19 protein-coding genes are annotated in these 17300 nt (G+C 45.9%); 4 read left to right on the plus strand and 15 right to left on the minus strand.

Going from position 1 to position 17300, the window contains the following annotated elements:
- Positions 1–20 precede the first annotated feature (20 nt).
- The 9 genes from RT717_RS16500 to RT717_RS16540 form a co-directional block, all read right to left on the minus strand.
- A complete protein-coding gene (locus RT717_RS16500) occupies positions 21–707 on the minus strand; it encodes a class I SAM-dependent methyltransferase (RefSeq protein ID WP_317487483.1) in 687 nt (228 codons plus the stop codon).
- Positions 708–851: 144 nt separating this feature from the next.
- Positions 852–1328, minus strand: coding sequence for a hypothetical protein (locus RT717_RS16505; RefSeq protein WP_317487484.1), 477 nt, complete (start codon positions 1326–1328; stop codon positions 852–854).
- Between the two features lie 10 nt (positions 1329–1338).
- Positions 1339–2244 carry a Nif3-like dinuclear metal center hexameric protein gene (locus RT717_RS16510; RefSeq protein WP_317487485.1) on the minus strand — a complete coding sequence of 302 codons (906 nt, stop codon included), beginning with the start codon at positions 2242–2244 and terminating at the stop codon, positions 1339–1341.
- A gap of 280 nt (positions 2245–2524) precedes the next feature.
- Complete coding sequence (locus tag RT717_RS16515; protein ID WP_317487486.1) at positions 2525–3808, minus strand: Gfo/Idh/MocA family protein; 1284 nt, start codon at positions 3806–3808, stop codon at positions 2525–2527.
- 144 nt (positions 3809–3952) lie between these two features.
- The gene (locus RT717_RS16520) at positions 3953–4210 is read right to left on the minus strand and encodes a four helix bundle protein (protein WP_317487487.1); all 258 of its coding nucleotides are present in this window, start codon (positions 4208–4210) and stop codon (positions 3953–3955) included.
- A gap of 236 nt (positions 4211–4446) precedes the next feature.
- Positions 4447–4758 (minus strand): L-rhamnose mutarotase, encoded by a 312-nt coding sequence (gene rhaM / locus RT717_RS16525; RefSeq protein ID WP_317487488.1) that lies wholly within the window; start codon positions 4756–4758, stop codon positions 4447–4449.
- 9 nt (positions 4759–4767) lie between these two features.
- Entirely contained in the window at positions 4768–5622 is an 855-nt protein-coding gene (locus RT717_RS16530) for an alpha/beta hydrolase (RefSeq protein ID WP_317487489.1), read from the minus strand.
- 47 nt (positions 5623–5669) lie between these two features.
- Positions 5670–6395 (minus strand): VIT1/CCC1 transporter family protein, encoded by a 726-nt coding sequence (locus RT717_RS16535; protein ID WP_317487490.1) that lies wholly within the window; start codon positions 6393–6395, stop codon positions 5670–5672.
- Positions 6392–7486: an o-succinylbenzoate synthase gene (locus RT717_RS16540; protein WP_317487491.1), complete on the minus strand. Its 1095-nt coding sequence runs from the start codon at positions 7484–7486 to the stop codon at positions 6392–6394. Before RT717_RS16540 ends, RT717_RS16535 begins: the two co-directional genes overlap by 4 nt.
- A 70-nt stretch (positions 7487–7556) precedes the next feature.
- Here RT717_RS16540 and RT717_RS16545 point away from each other — a divergent pair, with 70 nt between their 5' ends.
- The 4 genes from RT717_RS16545 to RT717_RS16560 all read left to right on the plus strand — a co-directional run bounded on the left by RT717_RS16545 (position 7557) and on the right by RT717_RS16560 (position 11880).
- Positions 7557–8759 (plus strand): S-adenosylmethionine:tRNA ribosyltransferase-isomerase, encoded by a 1203-nt coding sequence (locus RT717_RS16545; protein ID WP_317487492.1) that lies wholly within the window; start codon positions 7557–7559, stop codon positions 8757–8759.
- 12 nt (positions 8760–8771) lie between these two features.
- Positions 8772–9686, plus strand: coding sequence for a mechanosensitive ion channel family protein (locus RT717_RS16550; RefSeq protein ID WP_317487493.1), 915 nt, complete (start codon positions 8772–8774; stop codon positions 9684–9686).
- Positions 9687–9693: 7 nt separating this feature from the next.
- Positions 9694–10194, plus strand: a complete 501-nt coding sequence (locus tag RT717_RS16555) for a hypothetical protein (protein WP_317487494.1) — start codon at positions 9694–9696, stop codon at positions 10192–10194.
- Positions 10195–10275: 81 nt separating this feature from the next.
- Positions 10276–11880: a mechanosensitive ion channel family protein gene (locus tag RT717_RS16560; protein WP_317487495.1), complete on the plus strand. Its 1605-nt coding sequence runs from the start codon at positions 10276–10278 to the stop codon at positions 11878–11880.
- Between the two features lie 10 nt (positions 11881–11890).
- Here RT717_RS16560 and RT717_RS16565 read toward each other — a convergent pair whose 3' ends face one another.
- The 6 genes from RT717_RS16565 to RT717_RS16590 all read right to left on the minus strand — a co-directional run bounded on the left by RT717_RS16565 (position 11891) and on the right by RT717_RS16590 (position 17124).
- Complete coding sequence (locus tag RT717_RS16565; RefSeq protein ID WP_317487496.1) at positions 11891–12469, minus strand: hypothetical protein; 579 nt, start codon at positions 12467–12469, stop codon at positions 11891–11893.
- 143 nt (positions 12470–12612) lie between these two features.
- Positions 12613–13683 (minus strand): TIGR03032 family protein, encoded by a 1071-nt coding sequence (locus tag RT717_RS16570; RefSeq protein WP_317487497.1) that lies wholly within the window; start codon positions 13681–13683, stop codon positions 12613–12615.
- A 5-nt stretch (positions 13684–13688) separates the two neighbouring features.
- Complete coding sequence (locus RT717_RS16575) at positions 13689–14174, minus strand: hypothetical protein (protein ID WP_317487498.1); 486 nt, start codon at positions 14172–14174, stop codon at positions 13689–13691.
- A 75-nt stretch (positions 14175–14249) separates the two neighbouring features.
- Positions 14250–14510: a hypothetical protein gene (locus RT717_RS16580; protein ID WP_317487499.1), complete on the minus strand. Its 261-nt coding sequence runs from the start codon at positions 14508–14510 to the stop codon at positions 14250–14252.
- 123 nt (positions 14511–14633) lie between these two features.
- Positions 14634–15266 carry a response regulator transcription factor gene (locus tag RT717_RS16585; protein WP_317487500.1) on the minus strand — a complete coding sequence of 211 codons (633 nt, stop codon included), beginning with the start codon at positions 15264–15266 and terminating at the stop codon, positions 14634–14636.
- Positions 15256–17124 carry a sensor histidine kinase gene (locus tag RT717_RS16590; RefSeq protein WP_317487501.1) on the minus strand — a complete coding sequence of 623 codons (1869 nt, stop codon included), beginning with the start codon at positions 17122–17124 and terminating at the stop codon, positions 15256–15258. The genes RT717_RS16585 and RT717_RS16590 overlap by 11 nt, the downstream gene beginning before the upstream one ends.
- Positions 17125–17300: the final 176 nt, after the last annotated feature.

The raw sequence follows: 17300 nt of genomic DNA on the forward strand, positions 1-17300 counted from the left end.
GACGATCATACTGTACGGAATTATCGCTTCGTAATCCTCGCCAGGTACTGGTCGCTTTCGTCAGTATGCAGTATTTCTACTGTCAAACCCATTTCGGCAACAATCCCGGCAAGCTTGTCCTGGTCGACATACACCCAGTCGAACCAGTCGCCTTTTTCTCCTTTGTATTCGTACTGAAAGCTAATCTCACCATAGTAGCCCTCCGGTTTGGGAATGCTTAGCTCGTAGAGATAGCCGATATCTGAAGAGTCGACCAGGATTTGCCCCCCTTTCTTCAGCAGCTTCATGCAACGCTCAAGCAGTGGCTTCACGCCCGCCAATTCACCCGCCAGGCCCAGTCCGTTCATAAGCATCAACACGGTGTCGTACTTTCCCCTGTGGGTGCGGTAGTCCTCACTGATTACCTGCCCCACTCCCGATTGCTTCATCACCTCCACACAGCCGGGAGAGTTTTCCAGGGCATGCACCTCAAACCCACGGGAGGCCAGAATAAGAGAATGCACACCGGCACCAGCTCCCAGATCGAGTACTTTACCCTTACATTCAATCAGTGCCAGCAGGTCGAGCACGCTCAGGTCCTCCTCTTCCCTGAAGAAAACCTCCACAGGCATCTCTTCCGAGCTCCCGTAGGAAGTGTGCAGCATTAGCGGGCTGTATGCTTTGCCCTGGTAGTAGTCAACGATGGCCTGGCCGTGGATGTCTTTCAATGGGTGAGAGATAATTGGAAGGCAAATATTGTACGAAAAAATACAAATTCTAAATGTTGTAAGTGGCGGGCACCACATCGGGTGTTGAGACTGGAAGTCAAGCAAAGTGCGTGTAGCTTTTCGCTACCTATTGAATTGTCACGGTTAGTCTGTCACCGTCATCTTAAATTGATACAAACAGACAGAGGTCCCCAGTCTTCCGCCTTCATCTGTTACCTTTTCTGCAAACGAAAGATTGAGAAAACCGTCTCGATCCATTTCTACGCCTACCGAAACACTGTCGTCCCGGTCGATGACAAATAGAGAATCACGTATACTCTCCTGCCTTATTTTCCAAAGACCACTTTCCTTCCACACCATTTGAGAGTCTTTATAGATGGATGTATCAGGCACACCTGTAGTCACATATCTACCGCCTGTGTTATCCCCTGTAAACGTAACCCCGAAATTGTGCCAATTGGAAATGAGGCTGTGACTACCACAATAACGAGATCCTTCTTCAAGGCTTACCCACTTCGTGTTCAGAAAACTCCAGAGCTTAACAGGTATCGGAATTTCTTCATCTTTCTGTCCGCAGAAAGAACATATGGCCACTAAAACAAATTTGAAAGCTCGCTTCATACCTGAAAGCTTAAACCGCCTGAAAAGAATCCCCGGCCACCACGTGTGTTGTCTTGAGTCCGGGAAACTTCTTGTTCATCCAGCCCACCAGGTATTTCATGCCCGGCTCTTCGCTGCGCTGGTGGCCTAAAATAATAAGGGCCTTTCGGACACCTGCTGTCTGTGCATCCCGCACATACTCTGCTGTTTCCCATTCGTTGATTTCGCCTACTACCAGCAACTCAATGTCTTCTTTGCTCAACATGTTAATTTGACTAGTCCCACCAGAAGCACCTAGCCTCAGTCCTACTTTGGTCACCTTCATGGAAGCATCCCCAACGATAAAAGGCCGCTTGAGATCGAGTTTTCCTTTCAATTCTAAAGCGACTTCTTTCACCGAAGCACTTGGTAGCGTTAGCAGATTGGGCTTTTCACTGTCCTTGCTCTGGTATTTCTTCCAGTCGGTTTCTTCAAGGAAACCTTCGGTGATGCCATCGGGGCGATGGCGGTGCCAGTAGTCGTGGAAGCGCCATACTACAATACCATTGTCGGCAATCAGCTTTTTCTTGTATTGGTATACAGGGTCATTTTCCAGCCAATCAGTATTGTCGAGGTGGTTGTAGAAAGTGGGCTCGTGGCTGATGATGAAGTTGGCACCCAGACTGGCCGCCTTTTTGATCACCTCGGCATTGTCCATAAAGGTGGTCACCACCCCAGTACACTTTTGCGAGCCATCTCCCTGCTTGATGGTGTCCACCGTTTGATCAAGCTTTCCGCCGGGAATGGTGGCGATGATCTGATCGATGACCTGCTGAATGGTGAGGTCTCCCTGCACGGGCGTTGGGTTGGCCCAGGTAGAAAAGGCACCTGTGCCCAGTAATGTAGCTCCAGCAACGGAGGCGGTAGTGTTTTTAAGGAAAGTTCTTCTGGTGTTCATGGTGTTTGCCGCTAATTTCTATAAAAATTAAATTTCAAAAGCCCCATTGCCCCGGACCTAAAGGGTGTGGGGCTTCAACAACTATTTGCCTCTAAACATACAGTATGTCCCAAACGCACTAATTTGCGAGAGGCCAGCTTCGATTTTTCCAAGGCAAATGTCGTGGCTGAAACGCTTTCGATTCCTTTATGATCAGGGTAAAACGAAGGCTTTGAAAATTCTCTCGGTTTACCCCCGCCCAAAGGGAACCAAGAGAATTTCCAAGATCAATCATTCTCCCCTACTTTATAAAATTCCACTCCTTCCTATACTCCCTCGACAAATAGCCATTGGCTTCGGCGTCGCCTATGAACTGCTCTTTTTTAGCATTCCACTGTAGCGGTCTTCCCAGCCGATAGCTAATCAGTGCCAGGTGCATGGGCATCGTCATCGCCCTGGCATATTCCAGGTTAGACTCCGGCTGCGTTCGTGCCTTTACAGCATCCACAAAGTTTTGCTGATGGCCAGGGGAACGCACAATGGTTTTGGGCACCTCCGGAATGTCCTTTACTGTTTCGCCGTTGATAGTGATCTCCATTGAGCCATAATCGCAAATAAGTGTGCCTTTGCTGCCCTCAAAGTAAGCGCCGATGCCTCTGTCCTTGGCTCCTGGTACGTTAGGCGGCTCGGTGGTCCAGTAGAGCTTCAGTCCGTCAAATTGCATCTCTGCATCCAGCCATTTGGGCGCATCGGCAATGCCTTCGGGCTTTTCGCCTTTGGCCGACACAGAAGTCAATCCTTTTGGCTCAATCGACCACCAGACAATGTCAGCAATATGGCACCAGAAATCAGCAAAGACACCGCCTGAGTAGTCCATGAAGTAGCGGTAAGTGAAATGTGTTCGTTCTTTGATATAAGGCACTTTGGGAGCCGGACCAAGCCACATGTCGTAGTTGAAAGTACTCGGTGGCGTGGAAGGGCTTGGATTACCCAGGTCTGGTGCCCCGCCTGTCTTCCACAGACGAACGGTATGCACATCGCCAATAGCGCCAGATTTGATAATCTCTGCCACCCGATGGTAGTTGTCGCCAGCATGTATCTGCGTACCCAGCTGGAATATCTTCTTTTCCTTTTTCAGGGTTTTGAGCATGATCTGTCCCTCGGCGATATCATAGGACAATGGCTTTTCGCCATACACATCTTTACCAGCCTGGAAAGCCATCGTAGCAATTTGCGCATGCCAGTGGTCGGGGGTAGCGACGGTGATGGCGTCTATTTCTTTATCGTCGAGAATCTTGCGGAAGTCGCCATACAATTTGGCTTTCGTATTTGGCACAAGGCCCTGCAACGTTTTAAAGGTGGAGGTTAGGTGTTCTTCGTCCAGGTCGCAAAGCGCCACAATGTCCACTTCAGGCAGCTTTGCAAACCAGTTCATGTGGTTGTTACCCATGCCGCCCAGGCCGATATGAGCTACCCGTAGCTTGTCACTGGGAGCGGCTTTGGAAATGAGATTGGGCAGAATAGTGAGGCCAAGCGCTCCTGCGGCGGATTTGGTGAGAAAGGATCGTCTGTTCAGTGAGTTCATGTAGGTGGTGTTTCGGTGTATCGTAAGGTAGTGATAGAAGACCGAAGACGGAAGACCGGAGACGGGAGTGGCTACATTATTTGACGAATAGGTTGGAAGACGGAAGACCGGGAGCAGAAATGGCTACATGACATCTAACTTTCTTTATTTTACTTTTGACCTAAAAGCAATCATCATATTCATAAGATTGAAGGAGAAATCATAAAGAACTTTAAACTCATCAAGCGAGATGTAGTTTCTTCTTTTTGCCTTGTGAATGCAGGTGATCACCTCAGCAAGCGATCGAATGGAATAGCCTGTAAACTTCTTCAACTCTAAATTTGACTGGCCAATTGATCCTTCTGAGATATTCAAAGCAACGGAATCGCTGGCCCTTCTTATTTGAGAGCTAAGGTTATACATTTCATCTTTTGGAAACCGTAGAGTAATTTTATAGGGTCTTCTCCAAAATCCATCGCCTTTTGCCAGATAATCAGCTTCTCAAATTTGAATCGAGCTTCCTCCATTTTAGCTTATATGAGTTTACATAAATTTCTTTCTCTGTCTGTTTCTTGTCTTCCGTCTCTAAGCCACAAATCTTCCGTCTCCCTTCTTCCTCCCTTCTTCCGTCTCCGGTCTTCCGTCTTCCGTCCTAACCCCTACTCCATATAGAAAACTTCTGCGAGCCCCACCGAAACCGGCGAATTATCCTCATTCGTTTCCATAATATCCGCCATATAGGCCCACCATTTCCGTACGATAGGATTTTGCCCCAGGTTCTGCGAACCACCAGCACCACTCACACTTTGCACGGCAAACAGCGTATTGGTCTCCTCATCCAGGAAGATGGAATAGTCTGATACACCGGAATCACTTAGCAGCTGCTTCAGCTCGGGCCAGATTTCGTCATGTCGCTTCTTGTACTCAGCAGCAAAGCCAGGCTTCAGCTTCATTTTAAATGCTCTCTTCATCGTTACTCGTTACTTCCCAGTCAAATAACCCATGTCCATCAGCCAGTCGGCCATGCGCTGTGGCCAGCCCCTTAAGCTGATAAACTCCGACCGGTATCCCATATTGAAGGCGTGCGCACCTTTTGCATACACATGAGCCTCAACAGGCCGCTTGGCCTGGCGGTACTTAAGCAGCAGGCTCATCACAGGCTCTGAGCAGCAATCGTCGTTGGTTGCCACCACCATAAAAACAGGCGGTGCATCGGCGGGCACTGTTGCAGGAATACCCAGCGGCCCCGGATACACCAGCATCTGGAAGTCGGGCTTTCCATTTACCTTATCGATAGGATCTTTAGCGCTGGAGTCGCCTTTACCATCGCCGTAAGCCACCCACGACACTACTTCGCCACCGGCCGAAAAGCCCATGATTCCGATACGCTCCGGATTAACGCCAAACTCTTTTGCACGACTTCTGACAGTTCGCAACGCCCGGTAAGCATCCTCTTTGGCTTCCTTCCCAACCGTGTAAGGGGAATTCTCTTCTCTTGCCAGGCGATATTTCAGCACAAAGGCGGTAATGCCCAGCGAGTTAAGGAAATCCGCTGCCTCCTTTCCCTCTCCATTGTACACAAGGGTTCGGTGGCCTCCACCGGGACAAATAAGCACGGCCGTGCCATTGGCCTTGTCTTTGGGCGGATAGTAAACCGTGATGGAAGGATTATGAACATTCTTGACCCACCAGTCCTTGGCCTCCTCGGGCTGGTCTTTAAGGTTTTCGAAGCCAGGGGCGCCATTAGGCCACAGGTACATTTGCTTGCCCGATTCCTGGGCAAAAACTACGATACAGGCAAGCAGTAAGCCTGCCAGAGTAAACACTTTCTTCATTTTAAGTAGATTTAAAAAAGAATAAAAACCTCGATAATATCTTCAGTTTACAAAATCCATTTGGCCAGCACCTCACCCACAAAATAGGCAAAAGCCGCTGCCAGACCACCCAGCGCCAAAGTCTGGATGATGCTTTTCATTTTATTGATATTAGTAACGACTCCCCTCAAGTAACCGACGAGAATAAGCGACAGACCAGTACCCACGCATGAGATAGGGAAAAGTGCCGAGGGGCTCACCTCTGTAAACATAGCCACCACATAGGCCATTAACGGAATAAAGCCTACCACGTTAAAGCTGATAAACGTAGCGACGGCAGTGCTCAATGGCGACTTACTTTCTCGAGTCATCTCCAGCTCTTCCTTCATCATCGTATCCACCCACACCTTCTTGTCTGAGATAATTGTGGCTACGACATCTTCCAGTAATTTTCCTTTGAAACCTTTTGCCTCATAAATTTCTCTGATCTCCTCAATTTCCTTCTCCCTCAGGTGCTCAATCTCCCAATACTCAACCGCCTCATGCTTGTCGTAATTATCCAGGGCGGCTTTGCTCGAAAAATAATTACCCACCGACATAGAAAACCCATCGGCTATCAAGTTGGCAAAGCCAAAAATCAGCACCCAACGAATATCCGCATGGGCCCCGGCGGCGCCTGCCACTACGGCAAAGGTGGTGATGGAACCATCAATTCCACCATAGACAAACTCTGCAATGTACTCCTTGTCGAAAAAGAGCCATTTACCCTCTTTATGCAATTTAGCTTCGTTCATTTATCAAAAGTTAGCTGGCGAAAATCCCACACATTTGCCTGACCTGAATTTAAAAAACCATGACTGATAAATAAGGGCGAAGTAAAATTATTATTGTAGAGCTGACCTGTGCCCAAACCCTGGGGCATATCAATTGGGAATTCTGCGGTAAATTGGGCAATAGCATTCAATCCTATGTTTGACTCCAGTGCCGATGTCATCCACCAGCCAACATTTCTCTTTGCTGCCAGGTCTATCCATTCTCTGGTTGCCATAAAGCCACCCAGCAGCGAAGGCTTCAGCACAATAAACTGGGGCTTAATAAAATCAAGCAGCTCCGCTTTCATGGCCTTTTGTTCCACGCCAATCAGCTCTTCGTCAAGGGCGATGGGCACCGGCGAACGACTGCACAACACATGGTAGGCCTCCCACTGCCCTGCCTGCACGGGCTGTTCGATAGAATGAAGCTGATACTGGCTAAGCCTCTCAAGTTTCACGAGAGCCTCAGCCGGCTTGAAAGCTCCGTTAGCATCCACCCGGAGGGTGATATCGGCTGGCCCAAACTCCTTTCGAATGCCGGCCAAAATCTCACACTCAGTTTCAAAGTCAATAGCACCTATTTTTAGCTTCAAGCAGGTGTATCCTGCATCAAGCTTTTCTTTGATCTGCTTAAGCATAAAGTCTTTGTCGCCCATCCAAATAAGCCCGTTGATCGGGATAGGCAAACTGCCGGTGGTGAAGGAGTTTTTGAATATAATGCCCGATCCGCCATTCATAAAGTCAAGAAGGGCTGTCTCCAGAGCAAATCTGAGCGACGGGTAGCCTGACGGCACCAACTGATGTGCAAGGTGGAATGCATCCTCCACGGCACCAGGAGTTCTTACAGGCAGAATGTCACTCTGAAGAGTTTTGATAATGTCCGGCAGGTCATCTATATCTTCCATGCTTAGTCCCTTCAAAGGCCCAGCCTCTCCAAGGCCAAACATTTTTGGATCCGAGGGATCATACAATTTCAGGAGTATGCTGGACTTCTCCTTCAGCACTCCTCGTGAAGTGCCTGCATCAAATGTAAACTGAAGTGTGTGGGTTGTAAAATCAAGTTTTAAAGGCATGCGGGTTGATTATGTGGCTTTTTGTTACTGACTATGGCCATATTTGGGCTATTTTTGCCAAAAAAGGTCAATGCCTCCTCAAATTAACGTTTCCGAATATACTTATGATCTACCAGACGAAAGAATAGCCAAATTTCCTCTGGAAGACAGATCGGCATCAAAGCTACTTTTTTACAACAAAGGCACCATTGAGCACCTGCGGTTTAAAAGTATCCCGAGCCTGCTTCCTGAAAACACTTCACTCTATTTCAACAACACGAAAGTTATTCCCGCCCGGCTTGCCTTTCAGAAGTATACGGGGGCATTGATTGAAATCTTCCTGCTTCAACCCATTTTGCCATCGCCTGTTATTTCCGTAGCCATGGAGGCCAGGAGCCCCGTGGTTTGGAAATGCATGATCGGCAATGCCAAACGCTGGAAAGAAGGTGTCCTTGAAAGAAACATCGAACTCGAAGGAGCCACACTGAAAGTTGAGGTAAAACGGCTGGGCACCAACGAAGTGCAACTAAGCTGGAATAAGTCGGCTGCCCGTTTTGTAGATGTGGTGGACGCTATAGGCAAAACTCCACTGCCGCCGTATCTGCATCGTGAAGCAATAGAGAACGACAAAAAAACTTACCAGACTGTTTACAGCAAGAAGGATGGTGCCGTGGCAGCTCCCACGGCGGGCCTTCATTTTACCGGTGAAGTCATACAACAACTACGTGACAAAGGAGTTGCTACAAATTTCCTAACTCTTCACGTCAGTGCCGGCACCTTTCAGCCTATAAAAACAGCCACAGCTGAGGAGCATGCGATGCATTCGGAGCAAATCATTATCAAGCGGGAAAACCTGGAGCAGCTTTTAACCCCAGGCAGATTCAACGTCGCCGTCGGCACGACTTCCATGCGAACCCTTGAAAGCACTTACTGGTATGGCACAATGCTCGGTCGCAATTCGGTCGCTGAATTCAAAATACCCAAGCTCTTGCCATATGAGCAACAGGCTTCGTTACCTTCGCCAAAAGAAAGCATCATGAATATATTAAACAGAATGGATGCGTTGGGTGTTGATGAATTGACGGGCACAACAGAAATTTTCATATTTCCTGGTTATCAATTTAGGGTGGTCAATGGACTGATTACCAACTTCCATCAACCTAATTCTACATTGATACTCCTCGTTGCGGCTTTTGTTGGCGATGACTGGCGCAAGGTATATAATGAGGCACTGGCAAGCGACTATAGATTTCTCAGCTACGGGGATTCTTCTTTGTTAATTCCCTGGAAATAGACAATTTAAACCATGGAAAAAGTGGACGATGTGGGAGAAAGTATCAAAGGTTGGTGGGCAAGTTTCAACGAATTGTTACAAACACCGCTGTTCTCCTTTGGCGATAGCGAAATAGACCTGGGACATATTTTCTATCTCGTGGTTTCGGCTTCTATCCTTGTCTTTGCCAGCAGATGGCTGATGAGACTAGTCGTTAACAAGCTGCTCAAAAATACCGCCATGGAGAAGGGCATGCTTCAGTCGGTGGCTACTCTGGTAAGGTTTGGCATCCTTGTAATCGGCTTTATCGTCATCTTTCAGTCGGCAGGCATCGACCTTAGCTCGCTGAGTATTTTGGCCGGTGCGCTGGGTGTTGGTATCGGTTTTGGCTTGCAAAACATCACCAACAACTTTATCTCAGGCCTCATCATTCTTTTTGAAAGGCCCATCAAGGTAGGCGACAGAATAGAAGTAGGTGATATAGCCGGCGACGTCATCAGCATCAATGCCAGAGCTACTACTATCATCACAAACGACAATATTTCTGTGATTGTGCCCAATTCAGAGTTCATTTCAGGCACCGTCATCAACTGGAGCCATTCCGACAGAAATGTGAGGTTTCTGTTTCCCGTGGGGGTGAGTTATAAAGAAGACCCGGAGAAGGTGAAAAAGATTCTTTTGGAAGTAGCAGACAAAAATGAGCACGTGCTCAAGAGCCCTCCTTCCTCTGTCATGTTTGATGAATTTGGCGACAACTCCTTAAACTTCTACCTTGGCGTTTGGACGTCTACACACATTGAAAAACCCAGGGTGCTGAAAAGCGAGCTCTATTTTGAAATATTTAAGAAGTTTACAGAACACGGTATCGAAATCCCATTTCCTCAGAGAGATTTGCATATTAAGACTTCTCCGGTTACAGTGGAACAAATTCAATCCAAACTGAATTGACCTTATTATGACTCCACAACCCTTGAAATCGCAGGCCATTTTTGTTGGAAAAACTGTCGTTGCCCATCTTGTCTCCTACGCAGTTGCCGCAACCGCAGGCTATTATTTTCTCCTTCGTGACCTTTACAACAACGAGGCCTCACCGCTCAAAGGCTACCTGGCTACTCCCGGCGAACCAGAAGAGTGGGCCTTGATAGGGCAAAAACTTTTCCCGATTGAGTTGGTCAGGGGATTTTTGATAGGCATCGTCTTTTTTTCCATCAGCAGAACGTTGCAGCGCTGGGGCCGAAAAAGAAGATTCATCGCTATCATTGGGTTTTATTTTATTGTCGGATTCCTCGCCAGCCCGGGCATATCTCCGGGCAGTTTGGAAGGGATGCTTTATATGCAAAACCAATTTGCTCCCCTGGTGCATGAGCGATTTTTCTGGGTCACCTTCCTCCAATCAGTGATTATGGCCCTCATTCTTAGCAACTGGATCAGAACCTCTTTGCCAGAAGAGAACTAACAAATGCCTCAAATCGACATTTTCTAAGGCATTTTTTGTCACATTGTGTAATTTTGCCCATTCATTTCGAAACCAGGCATCATGCGTAAGCTCTTTCTTATAGTTCTCAGTGTTTTTCTTTACTCTTCAACAACGGCTCAGTCGGCCGACGCCCCAATCCAGGATTCAGTTTCGTTTAAGACTCCTTATCAAAGCATTTACACTTTTTTACGCTATCTGCAGGAAGACCCTTACTACCCGGAGTTAGCGGCGGGCATTGTCAAACAGACCCTGAGAAACAATGAAGAGGCCCAGGAAATAGTCGTGCAACTGAAGCAGGTGCTGGATGGCGAAGGGCATTTTATCTACCTCGAAGATTTGCCGAACGACCCTGATTACACAGATACGGTGTCGAGGCAAAACAGGTATGTGCTGGTGAGTGAATACCCCAATATCTATCTGGAAAAGTACAACGACAAATGGCTTTTGTCGGAGAAGTCTGTCAGAGAGATCGGCAAACTCCACGCAAAGGTCTTTCCATTTGGCACCGACAAGCTGCTGAACCTATTGCCGAAGCTCGGCACAAAAAAATACATGGGTCTGCATGTTTGGCAATTGGTAGGAATTCTCGTGTTGATCCTCGGCTGTGTGCTCATTCACAAGCTACTGACCTTTTTGTTTGAAAAAATCATCATGCAGGCACTGCTCCGGGCGGGCTACGAAAGGTTGGCCGATGAATATATTTTACCCGTAGCCAGGCCAGTCAGTCTGTTTGTGGTATTCCTGCTGCTATTCATTTTCATTCCGGTATTGCAGTTGCCACCAGGAACTATGCAGTATGTGGTAATGGGCGTAAAGGCTGCCCTCCCCTTCTTCGGCACGATGGTGTTCTACCACCTGGTGGAAATCCTTTGCGTGTATCTGCAGCGCCTGGCTTTAAAAACCAAAAGCACGCTGGACGATCAGCTGGTGCCTCTGGTAAGAAGAGCTTTAAAAATCTTTGTCGTGTTGGTTGGAGGCCTTTTCATCCTCGACAACCTCAATATACCCATACTTCCTCTGTTAACCGGCCTCTCCATTGGCGGATTGGCTTTTGCATTGGCCGCTCAGGACACCATCAAGAACCTGTTTGGCTCGCTGATGATCTTTATCGACAAGCCCTTTCAGATCGGTGACTGGATCACGTCAGGCGACATCGATGGCTCTGTGGAAGAAGTAGGCTTTCGCTCAACGAGGATTCGAACCTTTCGAAACTCCCTCACCTACGTGCCCAATGGCAAGCTTGCCGATGCCATGATCGACAACCACGGGCTGAGAGTGTACAGACGCTATTACACCAAGCTGGGCATTACTTACGACACACCGCCGCCACTTGTTGAAACCTTCGTGGAAGGACTAAAGGAAATCGTAAAAGCACACCCCATGACTCGCAAGGACTACATAGAAGTCAGCTTCAATGAGTTTGGGCCTTCCAGTCTGAACATCATGTTTTATATGTTCTTTGAGGTGCCCACCTGGTCGGAAGAGTTACAGGGCCGCCATGAAATCAACCTGGAAATAATGAAGCTGGCAGAGCACCTGGGAATTAACTTCGCCTTCCCTACGCAAACACTGCACATCGAAAATATGCCAGGCAAGCCTAGCTTGTCTCCGACCTATGAAGTGGAAAAGGCGGGGGAGAAGATGCGGGGGTATTTTAGGAAATAACCAGTCAGTTTCAATAAAGTTCTGGGCATGTTTTGACCTCATAGTAGGCCTCCTCTTGCTTAACCGTAGCTGTATAGAGGTCAATGAGCTCTGCATGCCCCAGATAAATGGCACAGGCGAGCGCTGCGCAAGCTGCACAAGGCTGACAACCATTCGGGTCTCCGTTGATTCTATCCTTATATTCCTTTGCGGTTGGGTCGTCCAAACAATCTTTAGAAGCATTACTCTCAGATATATCACTTACGCTTGCATTGCCTGCTACCCATATGTACGATGAGCCGGGAACAGCTGCGAGAGTGGCTGATTTACCCAGAGTTGTACCTGTTCCATCATCCAAATCGCCTTTCTCGTAAGCAGATATTCGTAATTCACCGCCAGAAGTACCCGTATATGTTTTTTCCTCTCCAGCCGCTACCAATTCATTTCCATAGGTTGCCGGTGCGCCTGGCCCTGTAGCCAGTATCTCTATGTCATAAACAAAGGGGTTTTTGACTGTTAGCTGATAATTATTTTCTTCTTTTCCACCGCAGGCGATAACTATCAAAGATAGAATCAGCATAGAAAGGTTGTTTTTGATCCAGTACTTCATCTGCAAATTTTTGTTTGGTTTGATACCTATAAAGAAATGGTGCTAGCCTGGAACAGCCAATACTCACAAAGGAGTATTTAGCGAGGATAATTCGAGGACACCTGCTTCAAATACCTGAGTAGACAGACATGCCACGTCATAGGCTACAGTGAATTCGGACTACCTCTTCTATTAATCCAAAAGTTTAAGTCTTCTTCTGCCAAAATGCATTTATCGTGATACTCATCTCGTTCGGTGAGCAATCCTGGTGAAATAGAATTGGGAATGACTTTAACAGAAAAAATCTCCTTAACAATGTCGGTATAGGTTATTCCAGCCACATTGATACCCGTTCGCAGATCGATAACATAAATTCCACAAAAGCTACTCTTAGAGCTAATTTCCAATTCATTAAATACAGTAGTATCGTCCCTGATTTTGGAGCAACCAACAAAAAGAAAATTACCGAAGGCAGCCAGCCCTCGCAAAAAGCTATTAAGCTTTATTATACATCTCGTTTTACTCGTTTTTAAGCTATACTCCATTACTTCGCCGGTGCCAGAAAGCAGGAAGTAGATTCTATCATTTAGCAGAACAGGAGAATGGGGCATTGGCAACTCATCCAGCAGAGTTCTATTTGATCTGATGTCAATGAGCTTGCCGGTTCTCAATGTTTTGTTTTTCCAACCAAAAGGCGTATTCGTTCCATCAAAACATGTCACAAATGCTGGCTCTCCATTTTCTAACTCAAGCCCATTCAGATGACACCTGTCTTCAGGCATCAAATCTGTAATGAAACTAGGTTTCCAATAAGTTTTGAAATGATAAAAAGGTGAAACCGAAGAGATGCATGAAAACATGGTGTTTACTACCCAAAGTTGGTCGTTTCCAAACTCTATCTCGTGGGTATCTAAAAAGCCTGTTTGATACCTCGATTGGTGAATAAACAAGTGGTCATGCTTATTCGGATACTCGGGAAAATGTCTGGCTAGTGGACTTGAATTAGAGAACAAATCGATTGAGGTTTTACTGGCTACAGCCAACCTCTGATTGATAGGGTCATAGGCAATACCCATTGGCCTTTTAAAGTTTTTAGCATATTTGACTAGTGTTTCTCCGTTGGTAGAACTTAGGAAAATAATTTTGCCTGCCTGATATGTCGTAAAGGCTAGCGTAATTTTCTGATTGAACAGAATTTTCGGCAGGTTAGCCTCATAGAAAAAAAAGGAAGTCATGCTTCCTAATTAATTTTCGCAAATACAACTTTTTCGCTTGTCTCGTACAATTCGTTGTTCGCATCCCTGCTAAGGTCAAACAAATCTCCCTCAAGAAGGTCTTCTGATATTGACTTAATAACTAGCCGAGAATCTCCATCTTCATCAAGTCCGGAAATTGTTATAGTATTATCAGCGCCAGCAAACAACCATGAACCAGCATCGCAATCAATTACATCAGTTTTATTAGGATCGGAATAGAGGTAGTTGTAACACTGGTCAATACCTCCACCCTCCTCAAATACCCACTTGATTTGATATCGTGTACCTTGTAAATCATACTCTCCAGAATATACGTCATCTCCTTTCAACCTGATTTCCCATTCACCAAGTAAAAGATCCTTTGGATCCGCTTGTAGATCAGGGTCTTCGTTTTCCTCTCCGCCACAGGAAGGAAGCAAAAGCATCGAAGCTGCTACCGCCCTAATTATGTTTTTCTTGTCAGTTTTCATATTAAGTTGATTTATAAACGATTTATATTATTCAATACAACTAAAACTTGTATCAGATTGATCACTACCTTATCACTAAGGGATACCAAGCCAATAAAGTCTGCCGAAAGGTTTTTGCACTCTAACAATTCCGAATATTACTAGCGTTCTAGGAGAAACAATGGTCCTTTCTGAAACTATCAAATCCTTGTCCCTGGCTGCATCAAGGAAAATTATTTCCTCAGGAAGGGTGGCAAGCCTGCCGGAGTCCAGTAAATTATGCGACAGAAATTGTTGTGCCATACTAAAAATACAACCAACAAGAAAAGCAGTAGCAATCAAGATGAGTTTCTTCACGAGTTCGGCAATAGTGGCATACAAAGAAGGCCATCTCGCCACTCCTAACCTATACTCCTTTATGAGTATTTTTTGCCTTGAAAAAATTAAAAAAAAATGTCTCCATTTGGTTTTTAACTGGCATCAAATGTCATAATCAATAATGAACTTCATCATTGATGCAAAGTTTTTCAAGCCAAGCTTAGAGGCAATGTTTTTACGGTGGGTCTTAATGGTAAACTGGCTCAGGTTGAGCTGGTCGGCCATTTCCTTTGTGGTCATTCCTTGCTTAATGTGCTGAATAATATCCATTTCTCTTCTGGTGAGATTAAACTGCTTAACAAAACTTTCATCCTCAGTGAAGCTGGCAGCGTGGTCTGGCTTCCGTAAAGGGAACACCGTTTCTCCGGAAGCAACATTTCTTATTGCTTCCACCAGCTTTTCTCTGGGGCTGGTTTTAAGCAAGTAACCACGTGCGCCGTATTCCCGAGCCTTCTGTATCATATAGTCCTCCCCGTAGGTGGAAAGCATTATGATCTTAACATGAGGATTCCATGCATTGATTTCTCTTGTCACTTCAAGCCCGTTGATGCCAGGCATGTTGATATCCATTAATACCACGTCCACTTGTGTATCTCTCAACAGCGACTGTAACTGTTTACCGCCTGTGGCGGTGCCCACCACCTCCAGGTCGGGCTCCTTTGTTAGCATTAACCTCAGACCATCAATAAACAACAAATGATCATCAGCAATAACGATTCTCAGTTTAGCTGTCATTTTGTTTTGATTTAAGTGGAATCGAAACAATTACCGTAGTTCCGGCCTTATTGGAGTCAATGGCTAACTCACCCTGAAGGTACTGCACCCTCGACTGTATGCTTTTCAGGCCGATTCCGTTTCCCGCTCCGTCGGAAAAGCCTTTTCCATTGTCCTCCACAACCATCTCGAAGGACTCGTCGTGGTAGAAAAGTTGAATAGTTGCTTCACTAGCTTCAGCATGCCTAGGGATGTTGCTGGTAAGCTCCATTACGATCCTGTAGATCATCAACTCTTCATCTTTTCCAAAATACTTGCTCCCTCCCTTTTGGTAAAAAGCAAAGCTTACTCTCGAATCTTCATTCAAATGCTGCACGTAGGCTGCTATAACATCCTTGAGATTGGTATTGGCAAACTCCGGTGGCATAAGATTGTGTGAAACCTGCCTTACATGTGCTGAGGTATCATCCAACAACTGCATAAGAGAGGATTTTTGCCCTTCGTCTGACTCCAGCGACTGAAGATTGAGTTTTATAACAGCCAGGTTACTTCCCAAATCGTCGTGAAGATCTTCTGCGATTCGCTTTCTTTCTTCTTCCTGCGCACTGATAATCCTTTTTACCTGCACTACCTTCTGCTTTTGAAGCTGCGCCGCAATCTTGTTCTTTTCACTTTCGTGCCTCTGGTAGCGATACATAAGGCCAAATGAAATGACCATGGTTTCAACCACTATCCCAATTTCAAAAAGAGAAGGAGGAAGTAAATATGAGTCTGACGTGAGGAACAGGATTCGCTCAATGCCACCGAAAAGGAAAATGCCCAGTCCTGCCAGAATCAACCACCCGGGCTTAAACCCTTTGTATATGCCGTAAGTGCTATAGATAAGTATTGTCACGAGCCCCACAAAAGTGGTTGCGTTGGTGGTCTTTACAACAAAAACCTCAATACCATTGGAAGGCTCCACCAAAAAAACAAGCCATTGCACAAATGTCATAGCCAGTAGAAACCACTTCACTAAAGATACTCCCTTAAACACATAGTCGTTCTTCCCTATACTTCCAATAAACAACTGGACAACGTGCATAAGAAGTACAATAGCGATAGCTCCAGAACTCGCCATAGAGGTGGCCCTATAACCGAGCTCAGAGTCTAGTCCAAGAAATTCCTGATCTAAACCTTCATGCTTCAAGAGCAGAAATATTTGTGCGGTGATATATATGGTGTACCAGAAGTGTATTTTTTCCCGGTTATTTAAAAACAGGTAAAAGTTAAAAATCAGAAACAATAACAACAGCCCTATCATGAGGCCAAAGGAGAAGTAGAATCTGTTCTCTCTTTTTTTCATCGCTCTTGGGTGAAAAAGTGCGAATGCAAACGTCTTATAGGCATGGCTCTCATCTAAGCGAAGATAAAAAGTGTCGATGGAGTTGGCCGGGATTGTGATTGGATAGAGGTAGTGGGAATGTAAATAAGGTCGGCTCTCAAAAGGATGAGAATAGCCGGTGTGGCCAAGTGACTTTAGGGAGCCCTGGTGATTTTGAAAGAGTTCGGCGTCTCTGATACCAAGCTGCCCCATAAAAAAGATTAGCGACTTGCTTACCGGGTCTTTGTTTTCGATCGAGAATCTATACCAATAAAAATATGGATCATACCCCCAGAATATAACCGGCTCACTGCCCATTGGCTTGAAACCACCACTTTGCTGCAACACCGAGTCAACTGTCAGCAAAGTATCCGCTTTGAATATTTCGATATAACTGTTAATAAAGGGAAATGTATCTTCCTTGCAAATAGCTGCATCAATCGGCTGGCTCGCTAACTTTGCCGCAGTCATCAGCATCGCAACAATCAAAAGAGTCATTTTCAGAAGGGCCTTCATTACCCGAGCAAACTAAGTGGTTCTTTTGGGAATAAGAAATACAAACAAAGGAGTATAGTGGGTTTCCTATTAGCACAAGCACATTGACTATGAACTCGTTAGGAAGAAAAATGAATTTCAACCCAGTCTTTCTATAAATCCAATAGATTTTCACAACTTGTTCATTCAAAAAAGTG

It is taken from the genome of Imperialibacter roseus, from assembly GCF_032999765.1.
Classification (GTDB): Bacteria; Bacteroidota; Bacteroidia; order Cytophagales; family Cyclobacteriaceae; genus Imperialibacter; species Imperialibacter roseus.